Genomic DNA, 21,073 nt, shown 5'->3' on the forward strand with positions numbered 1-21,073 from the left:
CTATGTTGCTTAGGAGCACCGGATGGGCCGTGTGACACAGCGCCGCAAGGTGCACAAGATCGTCCTGGACGGGTCCCCGCAGGCCCTCGAATTCCCGGTCCGGCACCGGGAGGACGTCCTTGCCGTCGAGGAACCGCTGGAAATCCGGCTCGGCAACATGTCATTCTCCGTTACCATGCGAACGCCGGGCAATGACTTCGACCTCGTCGCAGGCTTCCTCGTCTCGGAGGGGATCATCTGGGCTCCCGAACAGCTGGTCTCGCTCAGGTTCTGCGCCGGCGAGGACGCCGACGGCATGCAGACGTTCAACGTGGTGGAGGCGCAGCTCAGGCCCGACGTCGTACGACCCGAGACCGGACGCAACGTCTTCACCTCCAGTTCCTGCGGCATCTGCGGCACTGACTCGATCGATGCCGTACGGAAGTCCTCGCACTACAGCCCGGCACACGATCCGCTGACCGTCCCCGTCGAAACGCTCGCGGCCCTCCCGGACGCCCTCCGGTCCGCCCAGGAGGTCTTCGAAGTCACCGGCGGCGTGCACGCCGCCGGGCTCTTCAGGATCTCCGACGACGGCTCGGCCGAGTTGCTGTGCCTGCGCGAAGACGTGGGCCGGCACAACGCGGTGGACAAGGTGGTGGGCTGGGCGCTCCGCGAAGGCCTGCTCCCGCTCCGGGGCACCGTGTTGCAGGTGTCCGGCCGTGCATCGTTCGAGCTCGTCCAAAAGGCTGCCCTCGCCGGCATCCCGGTCCTCGCCGCTGTCAGTGCCCCCTCCAGCCTGGCCGTCGAGCTCGCCGAGGCCAGCGGGATGACACTGGCCGGGTTCAGCCGCGGGACCAGCCTGAACGTGTACGCGGGCCAGCAACGCGTAGCCGTTCCGGCGCCCGCGGCCGGCTAGGGGCAACAGTTGGCCAACGGGTTCTCCGCGGCGTAAGTTTTATCCATCGATTGGAGTCGATCGGACCCCCCAGCGCTGAAGAGGATCACATTGCACGACGACCGCCGTCTTACGGAAGTCCGGCTGGACCGCTTTCTGCGTGACCGGATCGGCCCGGCAGTCTACCCGCGCAGCGTGCCGCTGACGCTAAGCAACTGGGACGCGCCGGACGAACCCGTGCCGGTGCTCGAGGCCCTGCGGCAGGAGTTCACGCCCCAGGAACACGGCGTGGCCTGGGGCCGGCCCTGGAGCACCAAGTGGCTCCGGCTCCGGGGTGAGGTGCCGGACGCCTGGGGAACCGCGGCCGGAACCTCCGTGGAAGTCCTCGTGGACCTCGGCTTCAGCGGCGACCTCCCGGGATTCCAGTGCGAAGGCATTGCCTGGCGGTCCGACGGGACCATCATCAAGGCGATCTCGCCGCGGAACCAGTACATCCCGCTCAAGCTCCTGGGCAGTGGCATGGCCGTTGACTTCTACGTCGAAGCCGCGGCCAATCCCGACTTGTCCCAGAACTGGACTTTCGCCGCCACCCCCTACGGCGACAAGGCGACGTCGGGCAGCGAGCCGAAGTACCGCCTCGGCAGGATCGCCATCGCCGAGCGCAACCAGACCGTCTGGGAACTGCAGCAGGACATCCTCACGCTCAGCGGGCTGATGCACGAACTGCCCATGGACCTGCCCCGCCGCCACGACATCCTGCGGTCGCTCGAACGCATGCTGGACATCATGGACCCCGACGACGTTGCCGGGACCGCGGAGGCCGGACGGGCCGCCTTGGCCGGAGCCCTGTCCCGGCCGGCCTATGCCTCGGCGCACCAGCTCGTGGCCACGGGCCACGCCCACATCGATTCGGCCTGGTTGTGGCCGGTCCGGGAAACCATCCGCAAGTGCGCCCGGACGTTCTCCAACGTCGTCGCCCTGATGGACGAGAATCCCGATTTCATCTTTTCGTGCTCCTCCGCCCAGCAGCTCGCGTGGATGAAGGAGTACTATCCGGAGCTCTTCGGGCGCATCCGGGACAAGGTCCGCGCCGGCCAGTTCGTTCCCGTCGGTGGGATGTGGGTCGAATCCGACTCCAACATGCCCGGCGGCGAGGCCATGGCACGGCAGTTCCTCGAGGGTAAAAGCTTCTTCCTGGCCGAATTCGGGGTCGATTGCCAGGAGGCGTGGCTGCCGGACACCTTCGGGTATTCCGCCGCCCTGCCGCAGATCATCAAGGCCGCAGGCAGCCGCTGGTTCCTGACCCAGAAGATCTCCTGGAACCAGGTCAACAGGATGCCTCACCACACCTTCAACTGGGAAGGAATCGACGGCACCCGCATCTTCACCCATTTCCCACCGGTGGACAGCTACAACTCCGACCTCAGTGCCCGGGACCTGGCGCACGCAGAACGGAACTACCGGGACCACGGACGCGGAGGCACGTCGCTGGTTCCGTTCGGGTACGGCGACGGCGGCGGGGGCCCAACCCGCGAGATGCTGGCCGCAGCGCAGCGAACGGCGGATCTGGAAGGATCCCCGAAGGTGCGGGTCGGCTCGGCGGCCAGCTTCTTCAGCCAGGCCCAGGCCGAGTATGAGCCCCTTCCGGTCTGGGTGGGGGAGATGTACCTGGAACTGCACCGCGGCACCTACACCAGCCAGGCCAAGACCAAGCTGGGGAACAGGCGCAGCGAGCACCTCCTCCGGGAAGCCGAGCTCTGGAGTGCCACCGCGGCTGTGCGGACCGGGCACCGCTACCCGGCTGCGGAGCTCAAGCGCCTCTGGCGGCTGGTCCTGCTGCAGCAGTTTCACGACATCCTGCCGGGAAGTTCCATCGCCTGGGTCCACCAGGACGCCGAACGGAACTACGCCGCCGTCGAACGGGGACTGGAAGCGATCATCACGAACGCCGCGGCGGCGGCCCTCGGCACCGGCAGCCGGAAATTCCTGCTCAACGCCGCCCCGCACGAGCGCCTGGGCGTGCCGGCCCTGGCGGCTGCTGAACCGGTCCGGCCCGGGCAGCCGGTAGAGGTCACTGAGGACGGCGGCGGCTACATCCTGGACAATGGCATCATCCGTGCCGTGGTGGATGCCCGCGGACTGCTGGTCTCCCTCACGGACCGGGCCACCGGACGCGAGGCGATTGCTCCCGGCGAGGTGGGAAACCTCCTGGAGCTGCACCGGGACACGCCCAATGAATGGGACGCGTGGGACATCGACGCCTTCTACCGCAGGAACGTCGTCCGTCTGGAACAGGCGCTTTCGGTGGCACTGGAGCGCGACCCCCGGGGCGAAAACCCGGACGCCGTCGTGGTGGTGGAGCGGATGGCCGGGTCCTCCGCGGTGACCCAACGGATTAGACTAGCGCCGGGTGCAGACTCGCTCGCGATCACTACGGCCGTGGACTGGCAGGAGAGCGAAAAGCTGCTCAAGCTGGGCTTTGCATTGGATGTCAGGGCCGACCGGTCGGCGGCGGAGACGCAGTTCGGGCACGTGTTCCGCCCGACCCATGTCAACACGTCCTGGGAGGCCGCGAAATTCGAAATCTGCGCCCACCGCTGGATCCACGTCGCCGAGCCGGGCTATGGGGTGGCGATCTCCAACGCTTCCAGCTACGGCCACGACGTCACCCGCAATGTCCGGGAGGACGACGGCGGCACCACCACCACAGTGCGGCTCTCGCTCCTGCGGGCACCGAAGTTTCCGGATCCCGGCGCGGACCAGGGCAGGCACGAGCTGCACGTCACGGTCCGTCCGGGCGCCACGATCGCCGACGCCGTCGAAGAGGGCTACCGCACCAACCTGGCGCCGCGGGTGGTGCACGGGGCGCACGGGGTGGAGCCGCTGGTCACGGTGGTCAACCGGGCCCTCGTCATTGAAGCGGTCAAACTCGCTGAAGACGGTTCCGGGGATGTGATTGTCCGGCTTTACGAAGCACTGGGGGAGCGGTCCACCGGCGCGGTGAAGGCCAATTTCCCGGTCCGCGGGCTGCGCGCCGTGGATCTGTTGGAACGGCCCGTCGATGCCCCGGGAGTGACGGCGGGCCGCGATTCCGCTGAGCTTACTTTGCGGCCGTTCCAGCTGGTCACGCTGAGGTTTATGCGCTGACAGGCAGGGCCGCCTGACGCCGCCTTTCCCGCAGGGGAATCCGGCCGGCAGTGTCGGGGAATCCGAATACTGTCGGGAACAACCGGAAAACCCCTTAAACAGGCTGAGTGGGAGCGGTCCTACCGGACCGCTACCACTCATCCCCCCAATGGCGCTTGGACGGCTGCCTCTGCTTCGCACGGCTGACTTCCGTACACGAAGCGATTGCCGCATTCACACATTCATGATTCTCTCACGGTCTAATGATTTTGTGAATGCCTACTTTTGCTTCTTGCGAAATGTTGCGCGAGCGTTATGAGATTCTTTGGCGGCGAGCCCGGAAGCCCAGAACAGTCCCAGGCCCAGGACATAGCCCAGGACGGCCAAATAGTTGACCGTCTGCTGCGCGAGGGTCCACGCTTTCGGGGCGAAGGAGGCGGGTACGCTGCAGGCGGTGGCGAGGGCGCCGAGGCATGTCAGGAGGGCCGCGGCACGCACCAGCCGCGGCAGCTGGCTCCTGGTGGTGGCCACCAATGCCGGCAGCAGGGCGAGGGAGACAAAAGCAGGATAGGTGCGGCCGGCCGCGGCGTAGAACGGCGCCAGGGCGGCATTGCGTCCACCGTTGTCCGCGATGTCCAGCATGCCGGCCGAGGACCCGCGGGTGTCCATGAAGAAGAAGGTCACCGCCACGACGACGGCGCTGAGGGCCAGGGCCCAGCGCCCGGCCGGCCCCGCGATGAGGCGGTAGCCGGGCTCGTCTGCCAGGCCCCGCGCCACGCGCAGACCGACCAGCAGGACCGCGGCGAATACGAGGAAGCGCAAGATCAGGTGGGCGAGGTTCCATCCCCCCAGCGCCCCATCTATCGCCTCATAGGGGCCGGGCACCGAGAGCAGGCTGCACAGGGTCGCGAGCACCAGGATCCAGAAGACGGTCCTGTTCCGCCCCTGGATCGCATCCGGAACGCGGAGGAGGAGCACCACGGTGCAGATGATCAGCGTGCCCCACTGGAGGGTTGCAATCATTCCCGGTTCTCCCACATCGCTTGCCTGCTCAGCCCCAAAGTGGTCAGATCATGCCAGCATGCTTCTTCGGCGCACGCTTCGCAAGCGTCTTAGCCAGCCAGATCATGCACAGTCCCAGGACCAGGCACAGGACCGCTGAGTAGTTGATGACGAACCGCATGAACCCGAGGGGCGGAGGGATGACCGGGGAGAGCAGGCTGAGGCAGATGGCCACGGTGCCCACGGCCAGCAACCCGGCGCTGGACCGGACAAGGGCCGGAAGTCCGCTGCGCAGGGTCCGCAGCATCGCCGGAAACAGGGCCGCGGTGATGAACGCGGGGTACAGGCGCCCGGCGGCCCCGTAATACTCCACCAGGGCGGCATTGCGGCCGTCCTTGGCGAACACGGCGACCAAACCCGCCGAGGAGCCGGCGGTATCCATCATGAGGAAGACCACTACCACCACAGCCGAGGCGGCAGCGGCTACTGCGATGCCGATGGGGCCGGTGATGAGCCGCAGGGCGTCGCACGCGCTGAAGCCCCGGGCCATCCGGAGACCAAGGAAGAAGATGACGGCGAAAATGACGAAGCGCAGCAGCAGGTTGGCGACGTTCATGCCTCCCAGGGCTTGGTCCACGGCCAGATACGGGGCATCGATGCTGAGCAGGATTGCCAGGGTCATCAGCGCAAGGATCCAGAACAGGGACCGGTTTTCACCCCGCAGGACACTGGGCACGCGGACGAGCGTGGCGACGCAGCACATCGCCAGTGTGGTCCACTGCAGGATCGCGATCATCCGAGGTTCTCCCAAATCTTTTGTGTTTGTGCCTGCTCCTGCTCATGGCGCCGCAGCGATTTTCCGAGCGCCTGAAGACGTTCCCCGGCCAGGGCGCTAAGGTCGCCGTCGGAAAGAGCGTCCAACGCGGCTTGCTTCGCGCCGGCCGTCCAGCCGGCCTCAGCCTCAGTTATCAGGCCCGTGGCGACGAGCCCGCCCGTGAAGCCTACGCCCGCCGCGCGGGCCGTCGCGACCGCAAGCTCGGGGGACAGCCGGTTTGCCGTGAGCTGCGCGGAGTAATTTTGCGGTGCCACCCCGGTGGCGGCCGAAACCCGGTGGCGCAATTCACCATCGTCAATCGCATCCACCCAGTTGCGGACCGACGTGGCGTGCGGTGCGGGGCTCAGAGCCGGGGTCATTGAGCTGCCCTGGTCACCGTAGCCGCCGTAGGCCGGGGAAGAACGCGAAATGACGGCGCGCAACAGGTCCATAGTGGCGACCTGGCTGACGAGTTCGGCGGGGGTCGGCGGCTGCGGCGGGGCGGCCAGCTCCGCATAGTGCTCGAAGGAAGCGAGTTCCGCCAGCGGACTCAAATCCAGGGCCCGGCTGATGCTGACCAGGGTGGTTTCGGCCACCTTCCCGCGGACCAACTGCTGGGCGAAGGTGGTGCGCTTGATCCCGGAGATCCGGCAGAGATCGGCTGTGCTCGCGGACGGGGCAACCCGATGAAGCCAGAGTTGGAACGCCTTTGCGGGTAGTGGCATCTAGGGCTTCCTGCGGAGTCGACGGGCAGTATGGCTACTGGCATGCGGTGGGGCAGCGACGATTGAGGCGGGGGGTGGCGGCGGTGTGGCGGTGCGGGCTGGGATTTTGCGTGAGGTCCTAATTCAACTATGCTAAATGGTCGAACCCGCTGGTCCGTACACCCCCCAAGTCCGGACCGGCGGGTTCTTCTATGCCCGGCCGGTTTTCTGTCCCGTCCGGACCCGCAGTTTCTCCCAGACGGGAGGCCCGTTTTGGGCCGCAGTGAGAGGATGAAGTAATGACTGCAACCCTTGTTGCCAAGGATCTTTCCGGTGGACACGATCACCGCACACTCTTCTCGAAGCTGTCCCTGACCGTAGCCCCCGGCGACGTCGTCGGCGTCGTCGGCGCCAATGGTGCCGGCAAATCAACCCTGCTCCGGCTGCTGGCCGGCGTCGACGGTCCGCAGGAAGGCACCGTGAGCCTGGCACCCGCCGACGCCTTTGTCGGCTGGCTGCCGCAGGAACACGAACGGATTGCCGGCGAAACGGTCGCGGGCTACATCGCCCGGCGCACCGGCTGTGCCCAGGCGACCCTGGAGATGGAATCCACCGCGGAGGCGCTGGGCTCCGGCGCTCCGGGCTCCGACGACGCCTACTCCCTGGCCTTCGACCGCTGGATGGCCTCCGGCGCCGCTGACCTGGAGGACCGCATCCCGTCCGTCTTGGCGGACCTTGGCCTCGATGTGGGCCCCGACGCCGGAATGACTGGCCTGTCCGGTGGCCAGGCGGCCCGCGTGGCGCTCGCCGCCCTGCTGCTGAGCCGGTTCGACATCGTGCTCCTGGACGAACCCACCAACGACCTGGACCTCAACGGCCTGGCCAAGCTCGAGGCCTTCGTGCAGGGCCTGCGCGGCGGCGCCGTCCTGGTCTCGCATGACCGCGAGTTCCTGGCGCGCTGCGTCACCACGATCGTGGAACTGGATCTGGCCCAGAACTCGGTGGCGGTATACGACGGCGGCTACGAGGCCTACCTGGAGGAACGCGCCGTTGCCCGCCGGCACGCCCGGGAACGCTTCGAGGAGTACGCGAACACCAAGGCGGACCTCGTCTCCCGGGCCCGCACCCAGCGCGAGTGGAGCTCCCAGGGCGTCCGCAACGCGATGAAGAAGAACCCGGACAACGACAAGATCCGCCGGGCGGCCAGCACCGAGTCCTCCGAGAAGCAGGGCCAGAAGGTCCGGCAGATGGAGTCCCGCATCGCCCGGCTCGAAGAAGTGGAAGAGCCGCGCAAGGAATGGCAGCTGCAGTTCAGCATCGGGGCGGCACCCCGCTCCAGCGCCGTCGTGGCCACCTTGCGCGACGCCGTCGCGGTGCAGGGCGACTTCACTCTCGGCCCGGTGAATCTGCAGCTGAATGCGGGGGAGCGGATCGGGATCACGGGTCCGAACGGCGCCGGCAAATCCACCCTGCTCCGGCTCCTGCTCGGCGTCCAGCAGCCCGACTCCGGTGACGCGTCCATGGGCGCGTCCGTGGCCGTCGGCGAGATCGACCAGGCGCGCGGGCTCTTGGCCGGCGGACTGTTGCTCGCAGACGCCGTTGAGGCCGTCCTGACGGAGCAGACCCCGGCCGAGGTGCGCACCCTGTTGGCCAAATTCGGCCTCAAAGCCGATCACACCAACCGGGCCGTGGACTCCCTCTCCCCGGGGGAACGGACCCGGGCAGCCCTGGCGCTGCTGCAGGCCCGCGGCGTGAACCTGCTCGTTCTGGACGAACCCACCAACCACCTTGACCTGCCCGCCATCGAACAGCTCGAGGAAGCCCTCGACAGCTATGACGGCGCGCTACTGCTGGTCACCCACGACCGCCGGCTGCTGGAAAACGTCCGCCTGGACGTGCGCTGGAACGTCGAGAACGGCGTCGTCACCGAACTGCACGCCGATGCCCCGAAAGGCAACACCAAATGAGCATGGACCGGGTCGCCTGGAGCTCCCTCTACAACATCACCCGCGCCTCCAGCGGGTCCAAGCCGTTCTCGAAGGAGACCCTGAAGCGCGTCTTCAGTTTTGCCCGCCCCCACCGCGGCAAACTGATCGCCTTCGTGCTGCTGTCCATCGTGATGGCCTTCCTGGCCGTCGCCACCCCGGTCCTCGCCGGGCAGGTGGTCGACGCGATCATCGCCCACGCGGATGCCGGAACCGTGATCTGGCTCGCCGTCCTGATCGCCGTCGTCGCGATCGCCGAGGCCGGAATCGGCTTGGTGACGCGCTGGATGTCCTCCACTATCGGCGAAGGCGTGATCGTGGACCTGCGCACGAAGGTCTTCGACCACGTCCAAAAGATGCCGATCGCGTTCTTCACCCGGACCCGGACCGGGGCCCTCGTCAGCCGGCTGAACAACGATGTCATTGGCGCGCAGTCAGCCTTCGCCGGCACGCTCTCCGGCGTGGTCAGCAACGTCGTGGCCCTGGCGCTGACCCTCGCGGTGATGCTGAACAAATCGTGGCTTGTGACCGTGCTCGCCATGATCCTGCTGCCGATCTTCCTGATCCCGGCCCGCCGGATGGGCTCCAAGCTGGCCGATCTGCGGCGCGAAGCCGCCGAACACAACGCCACCATGGGCACCCAGATGACCGAGCGCTTCTCCGCGCCTGGCGCCACGCTGGTCAAGCTCTTCGGCCGCCCCGACGAGGAATCCCGCGAGTTCGCCCTCCGGGCCGGCCGCGTCCGGGACATCGGCGTCCGCACCGCCATGCTGCAGTTCACCTTCGTCACGGCGCTGACACTGGTCTCGGCCTTGGCACTGGCACTGGTCTACGGCCTGGGCGGCTGGCTCGCGCTCGCCGGGCAGTTGAACGCGGGCGACGTCGTCGTGCTGGCACTGCTGCTCACCCGCCTGTACGCGCCGCTCACGGCACTTTCAAACGCGCGGGTCGAGATCATGAGCGCCCTGGTCAGCTTCGAACGCGTCTTCGAGATCCTGGACCTCAAGCCGCTCATCCAGCAGAAGCCGGACGCGGTGGCCTCCCCGCCAGGTCCGCTCTCGGTGGAGTTCGACAACGTCCGCTTCGCCTACCCCTCGGCGGACAAAGTCTCGCTGGCCTCCCTGGAGGACGTGCTGACCCTGGACACCCGCGGCGGCGAGGAAGTGCTGCACGGCATCAGCTTCCGGGTGGAGCCGGGCCAGACGGTGGCCCTCGTCGGCTCCTCCGGGGCGGGCAAGTCCACCATTGCGCAGCTCCTGTCACGCCTGTACGACGTCGACTCCGGCGCCATCCGCTTCGGCGGCACGACGCCCGGCGCGGGCGTGGACGTCCGTGACCTCACGTTCGACTCGATGCGCGCGACCCTCGGCATGGTGACGCAGGACGGTCACCTGTTCCACGAGAGCATCGCCTCCAACCTGCGCCTGGCCCGGCCGGAGGCCACCGAAGAGCAGATGTGGGATGCGCTGCGCCGCGCCCGGCTCGAAGACATGATCCGGTCCCTGCCCGATGGGCTGGACACTGTGGTGGGGGAGCGCGGCTACCGGCTCTCCGGCGGCGAGCGGCAACGCCTGACGATCGCCCGCCTGCTGATCGCCCAGCCGCGGGTGGTCATCCTCGACGAAGCCACCGCCGCGCTGGATTCGACCAACGAGGCCGCCGTCCAGGAGGCGCTGGGCGCCGCGCTGGAAGGCCGTACCGCCGTCGTGATCGCGCACCGTCTCTCGACGATCCGTGCGGCGGACGCGATCCTGGTGGTGGAGGACGGCTCGATCGTGGAGCGCGGCACCCACCGGGAGCTTCTCGCCGCCGAGGGCCGCTATGCGGAGCTGTACCGGACGCAGTTCTCCGAGGCCAGCGCGGTGGCACAGGAATCCGTGCCCGGCTACTGAGCCGCCGTTTGGAAGCCGGCGTTGGAGGTCCTGGCCGGTGGAGGTCCTAGCAGGACGGCTTGGCGGACAGGGCCGGCAGCACATGGTCCGTCAGCAGCGGGGCGAGGTCGCCGGGCAGCTCGGCGGACAGGTCCAGCCAACGGATCTCGGCGATTTCCGCCGACGGCCGGGCGCTCCACACCCCGGGCGCCGTGAAGACCGTGGCCTCGATCTGGGTGGCCGCCTCGTTGGCGGCATCCGCCAGCCAGCAACCCAGCAGGTCCAGGCGGTCCGGGGCCAGCACGATCCCCACTTCCTCCTGGAGCTCGCGCGCCGCAGCCTGGGCCGCTGTTTCGCCGGCCTCGGGTTTGCCGCCGGGGTGCATGAACTTGTCCGTGCCGCGTTTGCGGACGGTCAGGAGGCGTCCGGAGCGATCGAAAACGCAGACGGCGGAGACGACGATGCGCGGGTTCACCCGGCGCGCCCTGAATCCGGCGCGGCATCCGGCGTCGCATCGGGGGTCACATCCGGCATCACGCGTGGCTTTGTCTCCGGATCCGGATCCGGGCCTGTTCCTGGTCGTGCCTCTGGTCTTGCGTCTGGTTTTGCTTTCAGCCGTCGCAGGACGGACTCCAGCAGCTGGTCCTTGGCCGGCCCGGTGACGTCCCAGCGGTAGCCGCATTGGTCCGGACCGCGGAAGGTGTACGTCACGCGGTACGTGTCAGGGTCGCACCAGTGCTCGTCCTGATTGGTTTGCCCGGCGAAGCCCATGCGGTGGAAGGGACGGCCGTCCGGGAAGTACACGTCCAGGACATCGGGGGTGTCCGCCGGCTGCAACAGATATTCCCGGCTCGCCGGGCCGGAGAACGGCGCACCGCCCGGGGGTGCCCAGCGCACGGTGCCTTCTTCACGCCACCACAGGCCGCCGTCGTCGTCGGCAGTGAAGCGTACGACGCCGGTGAAGGTTCCGCTGGTGCCGGTGCTGCGGTCCAGCAGGGTGCGGTCGACGGACCAGGAGCCGCGCAGGTAGGCGCGGAGGTCAAAGCCCGGACCCGTGTCCGGGGTTTCGTCCGGGGCAGGAATGTTCAAGTGCCCTCGATTGGAATCGAACCAACGACACCGGCTTTAGGAGAGCCGTGCTCTATCCACTGAGCTACGAGGGCGGGTATCCGCGGGCGGCCGGGGCCGGTCCGGTCGGACACGGATATAAGCATACAAGGTGAGCGCGCGTACTACGCTCTTGGCATGACTGCAGGAACCACCGAGCTTTCCGCCGGAGCCCTCTACTACCCCGATGTGGCCGCGACCAGGTTTTACGTCGGGGCCCTGGCGAAGCTGAGCGTGCTGCAGTATTTCGTGGCCGAGTCGGCTGTGATCGGTGCCTGGGCGGGAGCGGAGCCATACAGCCGCCGCACGGGCTACATCAGCGACCTCGGCGCCGTGGCGTGCGGAGAGTTCTCCGGCCGGGACGTCTGCTCTCCGGCGCACCTGCTGATGAACGCGTCATTTGTGGTCCAAGGCCTTGGCATGGTGGTCGGCGCGCTGCTGCTCGGCTCGGCGCTCCTGTGCTGTGCCGCGCGGACCGGAGTGCCCCTCCGGCGCGGCCGGGTATCGGGGCGGCCGCACGGCCGCGCGCGCTGGGGCGCAGGGGTGGTGGCAGCGGCCGCTGCCCGGCTGCTGACCGGCGCCGCCGGGGCAGGAACGGTCATCGTGGGGCTGGTGCCCGAGGACACGGGATCGGCCTGGCACGTGGCCGGCGCCCTGATGTACTTCGCCGCCGGGGCCCTGGCGCTCCTGATTCTCGGTTGGCTTTGGCTCCGGCAGACGCCGCTCGGGTGGTTCATCCTGGGCTGCGGGGCCGTGTCCCTGGCGGCGCTCATTGCGGGCGGGCTGACGGGCATGCACGTGCCGGAACCCGGTGCCCTGGAACGGCTCATGGGCTATCCCATCACCGTCGGCGTCGCCGCGGCCGGCCTTGTCATCGCCCAGCGGGTCCAACACGAACGCACGGCGCGCAAGCTCGCCCGGGCCCAAGCCCGCTGAGGCAGACACGTTGAGGCAGGCCCGTGCAGGCCACAAGGCCCGGGCTGGAGGGCCCGGGCCCGGTGAAGCGGGCCCTTAGGGCGCCGGCGCGGACGCCGTCGCGCTGGGAAGCGGGGTGGCAGTCGCCGTCGCCGGGGCCATGAGCTTCATCAGTTCCTCGTCCCGCAGCTTTGACCACGGCGATTCCGGCGATCCCTGCAGCGCAGCTTCGGGGCTGTCGGTCTGGGTCCACCATTTTGCTTCGAAGACCCGACCTTCGAAGAGCACCCGTGCGCCCTTGCGGTAGACCGTGGCGGGCTGCCACGCCGGGGCGGTCCCGGCCGGTGCCGTCAGCTGCGGGGTAGGCCGGTCAGCGGCCAGGACCGGACCGATAATGCGCCAGGGGGTCGCGGTGCCCTGGAGGACGGGATCATCCGGGGTGTCGGCGCGGGTCCACCATTTGGCCTCGTAGACGTTCGAATGCCATACGATCCGCTCCCCGGCGGTGTAGGCGGTGTTCTCGGACCACACCGGGTACGGGCTGGTGGAGGGATTGTCGCTGACGGCCGGGACCGGCGTCGGCGCAGCCGCGGCGGCAGGCGCAGACGACGGGCTGGCCATGACACCCGCGCCGAGGATCGTGGCGAAGGACGAGCTTCCCTGGTCCACGCCGCTGCAGCCATCGGAAACCTTCGTGACGTCCGGGAAGTTCTGGCTGCAGGTGCGGTCACGGTTCAGGGACCACATGGAAAGCCGGCCGATGCCGCGGGCACTGGCGTAGGCGCTGAGTTCCTGGGCGTCCTTGAGGGTGAAAATTTCGCCGGCGACGTCGTTCTGGCCGATCATCGGCGTCAACCCGACTTTGCGCCACACCGTTCCGCTGCCGAGTTCGGTGCCGGCGGCCCGGTACAGGCCGGTCAGTTGCTGATGGGTGGCTTCCGCGGCGGATACCGCGTTCTCGTACATCGACCGGCCCGGCAGCATGCTCCCCCCGTAGTCCATGGTCATGGCGTTCACGCCGGTGAGGTCGACCCCCGCAGCGATCATCTTCTGGACGGCGTCGCTGCCGGTCGCCGTGAGGCCGTTGGGATCCGCCGGCAGCGTCAGCCAGACGCTCAGGGACTTGCCCTCGCGCTGGCGCTCCTGCTGGAGCGCGGCGATGGCCACTGAGCGCCGCTGAAGGGCCGCGGGGTCGGACAGGGCCTCGCCTTCCACGTCCAGATCGATGCTGCTGACCTGGTAGCGGTCGACGACGGTCCGGTACGCCGACTTGAGCTGGGCAGGATCGGTGCACGTGACGGCCAGCTCCTGGTTGGCCAGCCCGCCGAAGGACACCGCCACGCTGCCGCCGAGCTGCTGAAGCCGGGCCACCCGCCGGTCCAGGTCCAGTGAGGCCGCGGCGTCGGAGAGGGAGTAGGCCGCCCCCCAGGAAGGTGAGCACGGCTCCTTGGGATCAGCCACCACGAAGGACAGCACGACCTTTTCGGCTTCCTTGGACGCCGGGTCCTCGAATGCGTACCGGGGCGTGGCCGTGACATCGACATATCCCGAGAAAACGGACGGGATGGCCTCGGCCGCCCGGACGTCCTGGAAGTTGCCCCATGCGACAACGCCGCCGGCGGCGGCCGCCACCACGGCGCCGATGAGTACACCCAGCCGGACCACAGATAGTTTGCGGCCTGGGAATCGTTCGGACACGGGGCCCCCCTTGTGCGTCTTTCGTTGGGCAGCCGGGCACGCGCCGGCAGCCGGCATCAGCTCGTGAAATTTCCGGGGTGTCTGATGTCCGGCAAGCCTCTGACCTTGCATTATCATAAGGGCACTCACCGGAACATTCCGGTGCGGCGTGCGGGTTTTGCCGTAGGCGCGCGCCAATATGCCGACTTTGCAGTCTTATGGGGACTAATGCCAGATCAGCTTGTCTTGCCGCGCTTGGATTCGGAAAGCGCGACCACCGAACAAAAAGGTGCGGTCCGGCGCCGTCAATGGGGAGCAGAGCGGCGTTCCGAGCCGCTGTCAATTGTTCATCCGAGACCGTCCCGGCGCAAAATAATCCTTGGCCGCCTGGGAATTCTCACGACGCTGGCGGCCTGGGTAACATACGTTATTTCCACCATTCTGAAAGAGCTCGCGGACAACCCCAATGCGGGTTTCCGGTTTCAGTTTGAGACGGTCTCCTACCTAATCGTCGTAACATTCCTGACGTTTTCCGCCCTCATGTACCTGATGGCCCGGCAGGGTGCCCTGTACCGGTTCCGGGACCATGCCAGGGTGCCGCGCGGCGAGCTTGACCGGCACTTCGCCGAGTACGCCGAGGGCATCACCGTGCTGGTGCCCTCCTACGCCGAAGAACCCCAGGTGGTGCGGGCGACGCTGTGGTCCGCGGCGCTGCAGGAGTTCCCGGACCTCAAAGTGGTGTTGCTGCTCGATGACCCGCCGCATCCCTCAGACCTTGGTGACCGGGTCCGGTTGGACAAGACCCGCGCACTGACCGCGGAGATCGCCGCAGAACTCAGCGTCCCGGCGTCGCGCTTCAATGCTGCCCTGGCCGATTTCCGCAACCGGGAAAAGGCGCACGGGCGCGGCACTGCCGCCGAGGTGGCCCTGCTGATCGCCGAATATGAGGCAGCCGCCGAATGGCTTGAATCGATGGCTGCTGCCGAAACGGTGGAGGACCACGTCGACGAGTTCTTCGTCGACCTCGTCCTGATGGGCCTGGCCCGCGAGCTGAGGCTCGTACTCCTGGGACTGAACGCTGCGCTGGCCCAGCAGACCTCGCCGCCGCGCACCCGGATCGAAGAGCTGTACCTCCGGCTGACCTGGATCTTCAACGTCTCCACCGAAACGTTCGAACGCAAAAAATACGAGAGCCTTTCCCACGAGGCGAACAAGGCCATGAACCTCAATGCCTACATTTCCCTGATGGGCCACACCTGGCAGAAGGAAACCACCGCCGACGGCGTGATCCTGCGCAAGGTGGGCGCCGGCGTCGCCCCGGAACTGGACTGCGAGATCATGGACGTCCGGGACACGACTTACCTGTTGACGCTCGACGCCGACTCGCTGCTTCTGCGCGACTACTGCCTCCGGCTGGTCTACTTCCTGGAATCGGCCGGCAACGAGCGCGTCGCGGTCACCCAGACGCCGTATTCCTCCTTCCGTGGTGCCCCCACCCGCATCGAACGGGTCGCCGGAGCCACCACCGACCTCCAGCACATCCTCCACCAGGGCATGACCTACTACGGTGCGACGTTCTGGGTGGGCGCCAACGCCGTCATCCGCAAACGCGCCCTGGAGGACATCGTCGAGGTGGAAACCAACGGGGCCTTCGAGATCCGGACCTACATCCAGGACCGAACCGTCATCGAAGATACCGAATCCAGCATCGATCTCGGCCAGCACGGCTGGACCCTGGTGAACTATCCGGAACGGCTCAGCTACAGCGCCACGCCCCCGGACTTCGGCTCCCTCGTAGTCCAGCGCCGGCGCTGGGCGAACGGCGGCCTGCTGATCCTGCCCAAGCTGTGGGTCCAGCTCCGCCAACACCGGTCCGAGCGCCGCGCGATCCTGTTCCGGGAGGTGCTGCTGCGGGTGAATTACATGGCCTCCATCGCGTGGGCCAGCTTTGGTCTCGTCTTCCTCCTGGCGTACCCCTATGACAGCCGGCTGCTGAGCCCGATCGTATTCATCGCCGCCCTGCCGTACTTCCTGGCCATGGGCAGCGACCTGCGCGACTGCGGCCACCGCTTCAGCGACATCCTCCGGATCTACGGCTTCAACCTCGTGCTGCTGCCGGTCAACCTGGCGGGCGTGCTGAAATCGCTGCAGCAGGCCGTCACAGGCGACAAGATTCCCTTCGCCCGCACGCCCAAGGTCAAGGACCGCACCGCCGCCCCGGCGATCTACGTCCTGACCCCGTACGCGATCGTCGCCTTCTCGCTGCTGACCGTATGGCGGGACGCGCAAGTGGGGAACTGGGGCAATGTGGCCTTCGCCTCCGTCAACGCCATCCTCGCTGCCGGCGCGATCCGCGCCTACATCGGAGTCTTCAACTCCGCGGTGGATGTCTTCCTCGGGGTGGTTAACTGGCTGTATGTCAGTCCCAGGCCCAAGAAAGTGAAGGAGAGTCCCGTGATTGCCAAGACAGCCGAGGAAGTCGACTGGGAAACGATTCTCTATCACGGCGACCGACGGCTGAACCGTGACCTCCGGGGCTCCGCGGACCGCCGCCGTCGAATTGCGGTCCGATGACGCTCGAGGCCCTGGCCGGGCCCGAGGGGCGGCTGCCGGAGGGCCTGCCGGACACGGCAGCGGCCGCGGCCGGCGTCGTTCTGGGGGCGTCGGCGGTCACCGCGGCCCGGGCGGCCGACGGTGCGCTCGCCGACGGCGGTGCCGCCCGTAGCATCGGGGTGCGGATGATCGACGGCGGAATCATCGAGGTCCTGTTGCCCGCCAACCAGGAGATCGAGGGTCCGGAGGCGCGCATCGCCGGCGACATCGTCCGCACGCTCGCCGCGGGACGGCGGATGCCGGTGCTCCTGGTGATCACCGGCGTCGTCGGTGTCAGCATGGAGGCCCGCCGGGTCTACAGCGGTTCCATAGCGGCGACAGCGTTCGCCCTGGTGGGCGAGAGCCCGGTGGACCGGGTCATTGCCCACTACCTCCTGCGGTCCCGAAGCGAGACGATCCCGGCCCAGTTCTTCACCTCCGAATCCGCGGCCGTTGAGTGGCTAAGGCAGTACACCCGTGAAGAATGAATCACCGGACCCCAGGCTGCACGCCCTCGTGGAAGGCATCGTGCGGATCGCAGGCGGCGATCTGAGCACCCGGATCCCGCATTCGGGAGCCCGCGACGACGTCGCCGCCGTCATCGCCGGCATCAACCTGATGGCCGATGACCTGCAGACCATCTACCAGGAGCTGGAAGAGCGGGTCGAAAGCCGCACGGCAATGCTGCGCGAGGCACAGGTGGAGCTCGAACGCATGGCGCTGACCGACCCACTGACCCAACTCGCCAACCGGACGGCACTGAACTCGGTCCTGAGCCATGCCCTCGCGGAGTCCTCGCGCGGCGAAATGCCGCCGGCCCTCCTGATTCTGGATCTTGATTCCTTCAAGGGCATTAACGACACCCTGGGGCACAGCGCCGGCGACGACGTCCTGCGGGCCATCGCACGCCGGCTCCAGGACGCCGTCCGCGAGACTGACACCGTGGCGCGCCTTGGCGGCGACGAATTCGCCGTCATGCTGCCGAAGTCCAATCTGGTCCGGGCACGCAGGGTGGCGAACAGGATCCTCAAGGCACTCAGTGAGAGCCTCGACGTCGGGGACCTGAAAGTCACCTGCGGAACGAGCATCGGCCTGCGGATCGCGGAACCCGGCCAGTCCGTCGATGACCTGGTCATGGAGGCCGACACGGCCATGTACGCGGCCAAGGCGCAGCAGCACAGCAGCATCAAAGTCTTCGAGCCGGCCCTGCTGTACGCGCGCCGGCTGCAGAGCGTCATGATTACGGAAATGCGCGAAGCCATCCGGCAGGACCAGCTGACCCTGCATTACCAGCCGGTGGTGGACCTCGCGACCGGCAGGATCGAGGGTGTGGAGGCGCTGGTCCGGTGGAACCACCCGGAGCGCGGTCTGCTCATGCCGGACCAGTTCATTCCCCTGGCCGAGGAAACCGGCATGATCGTGGACCTGGGCCACTGGGTGCTGCGCAATGCAGTGCGCCAATTGCGCAAATGGCAGCAGGACTTGCAGGTGGACAGCACCTTTAACGTCCGGGTCAACATTTCCACCACCGAACTGCAAAACCTCGAGCTGATCGAACATGTGCGGGACATCCTCAGGGAGACCGGCGTGGATGCATCAAACCTGATCGTGGAACTGACCGAGTCCATGGCGGTCAACGGCGGCGACGTCGACCAGTATTCGCTCAACGGCCTTCGCCGGCTCGGCGTGCAACTCGAGATCGATGACTTCGGGACCGGCTATTCCTCCATCAGCTACCTGCGCAAGCTGCCGGTGAACGTGGTCAAGATCGACCGAAGCCTGATCAGCGGCCTCGGCGACGACGAGCAACAGCGGGACTTCGTAGCCGCGGTGCTGCACCTCATCCACGCCTGCGGCCTGAAGGCGCTGGCCGAGGGGATCGAGACGGCGGAACAGGCGGAAGTCCTGCGCGAGATGGGCTGCGGCAGCGGGCAGGGCTACTACTTTGGCCGGCCCGCGCCGGCGGGCGAGATCGTGGCGTTGTTTGCGGGGGGTGGAAAGCTCTTGTAGCCCTGGGTTGATGGTTGTTGGGGCGGAGCTGGACGATGGTTAAACAGCGACGGCGGGTGCCGGAATCACTCCCGACACCCGCCGCCTGTCAATGCAGTCTCCGTTACTTCTTGATGGAGTCCGGCCACCAACCGATAGCGGCCACCGAGCTGTGTCCGGAGGTGTCAGCTGCAGCAGAAATCGCTGCGGAGGCGGACATGCCCGCGGTTGCCAGCGCACCGGCGACGAGGAGTGTTGCAAGGGTCTTCTTCATTAGGACTCCTGATACGTAAGAGGCTGATGTGACTCATGTGACTTGTGGTGCAGATTTAGTATAGGGCCAAACGACACGCCGCTGTATAACGATTCGCTCCGCGATCTGCGAAGTCGTGTTATTCGCGCGAAGCTTCGGAAGACCTGAGTCAATATTGCGCAGGTCTTGCTTGCGCGGTTTGTTCGTTTCCGCTCCCCCGGCAACGGATAATTGAGACATGCAACAAAGTTCCGTTTCACCCTCGTACGCCGCTGCAGAGCTGCAGGCGCGCGAGCTCCGGTCCAGCCACGACTTCCGCGAGGCCGCGAACGCCGCGCAGATGGCGGCGGATATTGCCGATGCTGAAGGTGATGCGTCGTCATGGTGGCACATGACGCTGTTCCGGGCCGAGAGCCTCATTGCCGCCGGAGAAATTGAAGCTTGCGCGGAACTTGCCGGCACACTGATTGCGGAACCCCGGGATGGGAACCGGCAGCTTCAGGCGCAGGTGCACATCCTCCTGGCCCTGACTCGCCGGGGCATGGGCCTGCTCGAAGAGGCCGCCGACGAGGCCAGAATTGCAGCGGACCTCATGGTTGACGAGGACGACGTCGAAATTGCAGTCAAGGCCAGGCAGGCCCTCATTGCGGCGCTTGCCGATAGTGGAAGGCTTGACGAAGCGTGGGCGGAAAGCCTCATCATGGCCGACATCATTTCGGGCGAAGTCGATGACCAGTTGGTGGGCAAAGCGTATTGGGTCATTGGGAACGTCGCGTTTCTTTGCAGCAAAGTCGCCGAGGGGCTGCACTATCACGAACTCGCCGCTGGCACCTTTTCACCGGCCAGGAACCTCACCGTTTGGGCAAAATTCAATAAGGCATCCGCTGCCATGAGGCTCGCCGCTGATGTTGCGGACGCGGACACCCTTCGTTGCATTGAACGCGCGGAATTAGCCACGGATGTCATTGGCGGCACCGAAGAAGATCACATATTGCTCAAGCTGAACCGCGGCCACTGGAACTTCCTGGCGGGGGATCAAAAATCGGCGGTCGACACCCTGGTTGACATTTTCCCGGTCCCCGAAAAGACGTCCCCGCAAATATTGGGCGAGGCGTATCTTCTTCTGGGCCGGTCGCACGCCGCGTTGGGAAACGGGGCCGAAGCCCGGAAGTACCTGATGGAGGCCGCCGACTACTTTGAGAAAGCAGGAGCCTCCCAACGTGCGGAACAGGCCCTTGAATTCCTGACCGAACTGCCCTGACTTCGCACTGAACTGGACATGCTCTCCGCTGGACTTGAGGGATGGACATAATGGCAAGATGTCCACCTGCCGGGCCGAACGCTGGACATGTCCCGTGCTCGAGGCCGGGTGCGAGGGACGACTCCAGCCACGGCGACCAGGAATGGACATGTCCGGTGTCCTAAGCCGGGAATAGAGAACTAGCCCTGCCGCGCGAATCAGGACTGGACATGTCCCGGGGTGGCCGAAGCCGCGGCAGCCTTGCGTCCGAGTAACACGGCGGCGACGCCGGCCACGACGCTCAGCGCCAGAAGGACCCAGCCGGCCACGGTGAGCCCGGAGGCCAGGGCGACCTGAGCGCCGTCGAGAGTGTCGGCGGACATCATTTCATCGATCACCGTGTTGCCCCACAGCCGGACCGCAGCAAAGAGCAGCGGCAACGACCACAGCGCCCAGCGCAGGGATTTCCGGGCCACGTTGGTTCCGATCAGCAGCAGCCAGGTAAAGCCAAAGATCAGCGGGAAGAGCATCCCGGCCGTCTTGTGGACATAGTTCAGCTGGCCCCGGGCATCGGCGTCCATGGCCGCGCGCAAATGCTCCACGAACCCCAGGTCAAAGCCGCCCACCAACGAGTCGGGCATTGCCTGGCCGCCCGACAACTGCGTGAGCTGGTTGAGGGTGAGCAGGTGCAGATACCAGAACAGGAACAGGCTGGCCACGACCCCGGCGATGACAATCAGATTGCTGTTACTCTGTGCCTTCTGCGGTGTCCGGCTGGTGGTCGGATTGATCACCGGAGGGAGATGGTGCTGGGGGACCGCCGCGTTGGCGCCGTGCTTTTTGATCCGCTGCGCGGGTGTCTTGGCCATGGCTCCATTATCGCCCGTCCTGCACACCCCTCCGCGCCGCCGTCTGCCCGGGTGC

General features: G+C 66.9%; 17 protein-coding genes and 1 tRNA gene. 9 read left to right on the forward strand and 9 right to left on the reverse strand.

Going from position 1 to position 21,073, the window contains the following annotated elements:
* Positions 1-22 precede the first annotated feature (22 nt).
* Both fdhD and AC1DNG_RS12230 read left to right on the forward strand, forming a co-directional pair.
* Complete coding sequence (fdhD, locus tag AC1DNG_RS12225; protein ID WP_243181614.1) at positions 23-895, forward strand: formate dehydrogenase accessory sulfurtransferase FdhD; 873 nt, start codon at positions 23-25, stop codon at positions 893-895.
* Positions 896-985: 90 nt separating this feature from the next.
* Positions 986-4,021 carry an alpha-mannosidase gene (locus AC1DNG_RS12230; RefSeq protein ID WP_476887443.1) on the forward strand — a complete coding sequence of 1,012 codons (3,036 nt, stop codon included), beginning with the start codon at positions 986-988 and terminating at the stop codon, positions 4,019-4,021.
* Between the two features lie 258 nt (positions 4,022-4,279).
* Here AC1DNG_RS12230 and AC1DNG_RS12235 read toward each other — a convergent pair whose 3' ends face one another.
* From AC1DNG_RS12235 to AC1DNG_RS12245, 3 genes are read right to left on the reverse strand one after another with little or no spacing between them, the layout of a single operon-like run.
* On the reverse strand, positions 4,280-5,023 hold the full coding sequence (locus tag AC1DNG_RS12235) for a hypothetical protein (RefSeq protein ID WP_476887444.1): 744 nt from the start codon (positions 5,021-5,023) through the stop codon (positions 4,280-4,282).
* A gap of 43 nt (positions 5,024-5,066) precedes the next feature.
* The gene (locus AC1DNG_RS12240; protein ID WP_476858029.1) at positions 5,067-5,798 is read right to left on the reverse strand and encodes a hypothetical protein; all 732 of its coding nucleotides are present in this window, start codon (positions 5,796-5,798) and stop codon (positions 5,067-5,069) included.
* On the reverse strand, positions 5,795-6,541 hold the full coding sequence (locus AC1DNG_RS12245) for a hypothetical protein (protein ID WP_230012263.1): 747 nt from the start codon (positions 6,539-6,541) through the stop codon (positions 5,795-5,797). The genes AC1DNG_RS12240 and AC1DNG_RS12245 overlap by 4 nt, the downstream gene beginning before the upstream one ends.
* 278 nt (positions 6,542-6,819) lie before the next feature.
* On the opposite strand from AC1DNG_RS12245, the gene AC1DNG_RS12250 reads away from it, so the two are divergent.
* Positions 6,820-8,487, forward strand: a complete 1,668-nt coding sequence (locus AC1DNG_RS12250; protein ID WP_223914280.1) for an ABC-F family ATP-binding cassette domain-containing protein — start codon at positions 6,820-6,822, stop codon at positions 8,485-8,487.
* Positions 8,484-10,397: an ABC transporter ATP-binding protein gene (locus tag AC1DNG_RS12255; protein ID WP_476887445.1), complete on the forward strand. Its 1,914-nt coding sequence runs from the start codon at positions 8,484-8,486 to the stop codon at positions 10,395-10,397. The genes AC1DNG_RS12250 and AC1DNG_RS12255 overlap by 4 nt, the downstream gene beginning before the upstream one ends.
* Before the next feature lie 46 nt (positions 10,398-10,443).
* On the opposite strand, the gene AC1DNG_RS12260 is transcribed toward AC1DNG_RS12255, so the two are convergent.
* From AC1DNG_RS12260 to AC1DNG_RS12270, 3 genes are all read right to left on the reverse strand, one after another.
* Positions 10,444-10,851: an NUDIX hydrolase gene (locus AC1DNG_RS12260; protein WP_223914278.1), complete on the reverse strand. Its 408-nt coding sequence runs from the start codon at positions 10,849-10,851 to the stop codon at positions 10,444-10,446.
* Complete coding sequence (locus tag AC1DNG_RS12265; protein ID WP_476860154.1) at positions 10,848-11,465, reverse strand: DUF6314 family protein; 618 nt, start codon at positions 11,463-11,465, stop codon at positions 10,848-10,850. Before AC1DNG_RS12265 ends, AC1DNG_RS12260 begins: the two co-directional genes overlap by 4 nt.
* A gap of 1 nt (position 11,466) precedes the next feature.
* Positions 11,467-11,539 (reverse strand) — tRNA-Arg (locus tag AC1DNG_RS12270).
* A gap of 82 nt (positions 11,540-11,621) precedes the next feature.
* Between AC1DNG_RS12270 and AC1DNG_RS12275 the strand changes: the two genes are divergently transcribed.
* On the forward strand, positions 11,622-12,419 hold the full coding sequence (locus tag AC1DNG_RS12275) for a DUF998 domain-containing protein (RefSeq protein WP_476887446.1): 798 nt from the start codon (positions 11,622-11,624) through the stop codon (positions 12,417-12,419).
* A gap of 75 nt (positions 12,420-12,494) precedes the next feature.
* Here AC1DNG_RS12275 and AC1DNG_RS12280 read toward each other — a convergent pair whose 3' ends face one another.
* On the reverse strand, positions 12,495-14,096 hold the full coding sequence (locus tag AC1DNG_RS12280) for a chitinase (protein ID WP_476887447.1): 1,602 nt from the start codon (positions 14,094-14,096) through the stop codon (positions 12,495-12,497).
* A gap of 519 nt (positions 14,097-14,615) precedes the next feature.
* Here AC1DNG_RS12280 and AC1DNG_RS12285 point away from each other — a divergent pair.
* The 3 genes from AC1DNG_RS12285 to AC1DNG_RS12295 are packed head-to-tail and all read left to right on the forward strand — an operon-like array spanning position 14,616 to position 18,677.
* Positions 14,616-16,649 (forward strand): glycosyltransferase family 2 protein, encoded by a 2,034-nt coding sequence (locus AC1DNG_RS12285; protein WP_476860156.1) that lies wholly within the window; start codon positions 14,616-14,618, stop codon positions 16,647-16,649.
* Positions 16,646-17,155: a DUF7793 family protein gene (locus tag AC1DNG_RS12290; RefSeq protein ID WP_476851283.1), complete on the forward strand. Its 510-nt coding sequence runs from the start codon at positions 16,646-16,648 to the stop codon at positions 17,153-17,155. Before AC1DNG_RS12285 ends, AC1DNG_RS12290 begins: the two co-directional genes overlap by 4 nt.
* Complete coding sequence (locus tag AC1DNG_RS12295; protein ID WP_476860158.1) at positions 17,145-18,677, forward strand: putative bifunctional diguanylate cyclase/phosphodiesterase; 1,533 nt, start codon at positions 17,145-17,147, stop codon at positions 18,675-18,677. Before AC1DNG_RS12290 ends, AC1DNG_RS12295 begins: the two co-directional genes overlap by 11 nt.
* Before the next feature lie 103 nt (positions 18,678-18,780).
* On the opposite strand, the gene AC1DNG_RS12300 is transcribed toward AC1DNG_RS12295, so the two are convergent.
* Positions 18,781-18,930: a hypothetical protein gene (locus AC1DNG_RS12300; RefSeq protein ID WP_476887448.1), complete on the reverse strand. Its 150-nt coding sequence runs from the start codon at positions 18,928-18,930 to the stop codon at positions 18,781-18,783.
* Between the two features lie 217 nt (positions 18,931-19,147).
* Here AC1DNG_RS12300 and AC1DNG_RS12305 point away from each other — a divergent pair, with 217 nt between their 5' ends.
* Positions 19,148-20,170 carry a tetratricopeptide repeat protein gene (locus AC1DNG_RS12305; protein ID WP_476887449.1) on the forward strand — a complete coding sequence of 341 codons (1,023 nt, stop codon included), beginning with the start codon at positions 19,148-19,150 and terminating at the stop codon, positions 20,168-20,170.
* A 197-nt stretch (positions 20,171-20,367) separates the two neighbouring features.
* On the opposite strand, the gene AC1DNG_RS12310 is transcribed toward AC1DNG_RS12305, so the two are convergent.
* A complete protein-coding gene (locus AC1DNG_RS12310) occupies positions 20,368-21,018 on the reverse strand; it encodes a hypothetical protein (RefSeq protein ID WP_476857095.1) in 651 nt (216 codons plus the stop codon).
* Between the last annotated feature and the right edge of the window lie 55 nt (positions 21,019-21,073).

It is taken from the genome of Arthrobacter sp. 01T425, from assembly GCF_056398725.1.